This window comes from Brachyspira catarrhinii (genome assembly GCF_005518285.1).
Lineage (GTDB): Bacteria > Spirochaetota > Brachyspiria > Brachyspirales > Brachyspiraceae > Brachyspira > Brachyspira catarrhinii.
On sequence record NZ_SJDU01000327.1, the window covers coordinates 1 to 2619 of the forward strand.

Genomic DNA, 2619 nt, shown 5'->3' on the forward strand with positions numbered 1-2619 from the left:
TTTTACAAAGTTCAAAAATATTCGCGAATAGAATTATTTTTTTATTTGATAACTTTTTTAATTCCGTTTATGATGTCTATTCTTGGAATTTTTTACGCTTTAAACTTTTTTTCTTTGAATAGAGTATTTTTAAAAGAAAATATAATTTCTTCTTTTCTCACGCGAGGCTATCATTTTCTTTTCGTATTTTATATAACTCATATAATATATTTCTTTTATTTATTCGTTTTGGAAAATAAAAAAAGTTTTTATTCGAGCATTTCGTCTCATTTTATAATAATAATATCAACCGCTATAGCTTTTATAATGATTATAATTTACACCGTTATTAATTGGGTATTGGACGATAATATAATCAAATCTTACGAAAACAAAAAAAACGATATTATATACGAAGCGGAAACTACTTTTTACGGAGAATATAACGCCGAAAATTTTGAATACGAAAGTTTTGCAAAAGCTCTCGATATAGCGATGCTTTATTACGACAACGAATTAAAATATCAATCGGAAGAATGGGACGATTTTGAAAAAAAACATTTATTATTTGAAACGGCTATTATTCAAGGAGGCGGATTTTTTATTATGATAAGCGGAAGAGAATTCATTTATCCTTTTTATATGTTTATACTTATTTATCTTATAGTCAATTCCATCATTCTTGCCACTTCGATAATATTTTTTAAAATATTTTTGGAGAGAAAATTTAACGGCTATATAGATATAATAATAAAAGGTTTTGAAGAAGACAATTATATTTATGCAATTGATACGGACAATATGGACGAAACGGAAATAAAGGCTCTTTCAGAGTTATACAATAAAAAACTTCTTACTTATAAATACAGGGAAAGATATATAAAGATGTTTATGAAATAGAAATTATTAAATCTGGGTTATTTATATATTTGACTAATCAAAAAATTAATTCTGTTATATTTTAATCTATTTATTATTTTATATTGAAATAAAGCTAATATTAATATATTATATTTGTATTAAAAATTTGGAGGAATTATGCCTACTAAAAAAATTAATTCAAAAAAATCGGTTTCTTCAATTAAGAAATCCGTTAAAAAACTTATTAATAAAAATAGCTCTAAAAAAAATAATCTTGCAAAAAAATCGGCAAAAAATTCTATAAAGAAAGTTGTAGAAAAAAAGTTAATTAGCTCAAAATATTATGTATCCGAAACTCCTTTGAAATATGCCGATAGAGAAATTTTCGGAGCAATCAAAAGAGAATATAAAAGAGAAGCATCTGGACTCGAACTCATAGCGAGCGAAAATATAGTTTCAAGAGCGGTTATGGAAGCGCAAGGCTCGATATTCACAAACAAATATGCCGAAGGTTATCCAGCAAAAAGATATTACGGAGGATGCGTTGAAGCGGATGTAGTGGAAAGATTAGCTATTGAAAGAGCGAAAAAATTATTCAAAGCGCCTTTTATAAATGTTCAGCCTCATTCTGGTTCGCAGGCAAATATGGGAGTTTATATGTCGATTTTGCAACCTGGCGATACTTGTTTGGGATTATCTTTGGATGCTGGAGGACATTTAACTCATGGAAAAAATATTAATTTTTCTGGTAAGATTTATAATTTCGTTCATTACGGCGTGAGCAGAGAAACTATGCAAATAGATTATGACGAAGTTAGAGATTTGGCTTTGAAACATCGTCCTAAAATAATAGTGACGGGAGCGAGCGCTTATCCAAGAATTATTGACTTTGAAAAATTTAGAAGCATTGCGGACGAAGTTGGCGCTTATTTGCTTGTCGATATGGCGCATATTGCGGGACTCGTTGCGGCAGGCTTGCATCCAAATCCTGTAGAATACGCTCATTTTGTCACGGGAACGACTCATAAAACTTTAAGAGGACCGAGAGGAGGTTATATAATTTCTACAAACGAGGAACTTGCTAAAAAAGTAGATAAAACTATTTTTCCTGGAATTCAAGGCGGACCTTTAATGCATGTAATCGCAGCAAAAGCCGTATGCTTTAAGGAAGCTTTGGATAAAAAATTTGTCGATTATCAAAAGCAAGTTTTAAATAACGCAAAAACTATGTCAAACGAATTTATCTCAAAAAATTATAATATCATTTCTGGCGGAACGGACACTCATTTAATATTGCTCGATGTAAAATCTTCAAAAGGAATCACGGGAAAAATTGCCGAAGCGGTTTTAGATAAAGCTCATATAACAACAAATAAAAACGGAATTCCTTACGACAGCGAATCTCCTATGGTTACAAGCGGAATAAGACTCGGAACTCCAGCGATTACGACAAGAGGATTGAAAGAAAAAGATATTATCGAATTGGTTAATTATATGGACGAGGTTTTGACGAATTCGGATAACGAAAAAATTATTAATTCGGTTGGAAAGAAAGTTGACGCTTTATGCAAAAAATATCCGATTTATAAATATATTTCAGAGATGTAAAATTTAAAATGAATTTAATAAATGAAAATTCTATTATATCGAATCTTATAAATATTTACGAAAGTTTTGGTTTCAAAAAAATTAAATTAAGCAAATTTGAAGATTATAATTTATATAATAATAATAAAGATTTTCTTCAAACGGAACATATTTTAACTTTCATGAATTTGA

Annotated in this window: 2 protein-coding genes; both read left to right on the plus strand. The window is 29.2% G+C overall.

Annotation, left to right across the window (positions count from 1 at the left end):
- Positions 1 to 879: hypothetical protein (locus EZH24_RS10050; RefSeq protein WP_236847158.1), on the plus strand; the 879-nt coding region annotated here is incomplete at its 5' end.
- Positions 880 to 1017: 138 nt separating this feature from the next.
- Complete coding sequence (locus tag EZH24_RS10055; protein WP_137999008.1) at positions 1018 to 2448, plus strand: serine hydroxymethyltransferase; 1431 nt, start codon at positions 1018 to 1020, stop codon at positions 2446 to 2448.
- Positions 2449 to 2619 lie beyond the last annotated feature (171 nt).

Bases quoted from the DNA above. Each gene is read 5' to 3' on its own strand.
- EZH24_RS10055 (WP_137999008.1), top strand. From the start codon at position 1,018: ATGCCTACTAAAAAAATTAATTCAAAAAAATCGGTTTCTTCAATTAAG.